Genomic DNA, 656 nt, shown 5'->3' on the forward strand with positions numbered 1-656 from the left:
TGCAATGATTAAAATGCTAGTTTAGAGTAGCGCACCTTTCTGGGAGCGTAACAGGGTTTACACCATTTGCGAAGCTAGAAAGTTCAAAACGGAGAGGTGTCCGAGTGGCCGAAGGAGCACGCCTGGAAAGTGTGTATACCGCAAGGTATCGAGGGTTCGAATCCCTCCCTCTCCGCCAATTAGTTTCCTAACAACACCCTATCAACAAACAACCCTATCAAATGGTTAGATTCTGGTGTTTCTTGGGCGCTTTCTAATACCTCTGTTAAATGCCCATCATCATCTGTATATTTTTCTTTGTAGTAGGTCAGCCTGTCAATCAAAATATCTCGATCAACTTCAGGATGGAACTGGAATGCCCAGAATGGTTTGTTCGCAACTCTAAAGGCATGGCAGCAAATATCGGTATAGGCTAATTCTATGCAGCCTTCGGGTGCCGAAATCGCTTTTTGCTGATGAACCGATACTGCGAGAAAGTCATTTCTGATGCCACGAAAGACCTGATCTGAAGCAGCATGTTCGGTGAGAGATATTGGGATAGTGCCCATCTCGTAATTTTCTTTGTCATCAATAATTTCACGTCCCAATGCTTGGGCAGCTAACTGAAAACCAAAACAAGATGCAAATACAGGGGTTTCATTTTCGACACACTGTAA

Annotated in this window: 1 tRNA gene and 1 pseudogene; one reads left to right on the forward strand and one right to left on the reverse strand. The window is 43.9% G+C overall.

Features of this window, described 5'->3' with window-relative positions:
* The first annotated feature begins 90 nt into the window (after positions 1 to 90).
* Positions 91 to 178 (forward strand) — tRNA-Ser (locus A3761_RS07110).
* A 1-nt stretch (position 179) separates the two neighbouring features.
* On the opposite strand, the pseudogene A3761_RS07115 reads toward A3761_RS07110, so the two are convergent.
* A pseudogene (locus A3761_RS07115) lies at positions 180 to 656 on the reverse strand (gamma-glutamyl-gamma-aminobutyrate hydrolase family protein); the annotation flags it as partial.

The sequence above is a fragment of the Oleiphilus sp. HI0123 genome (assembly GCF_001635315.1).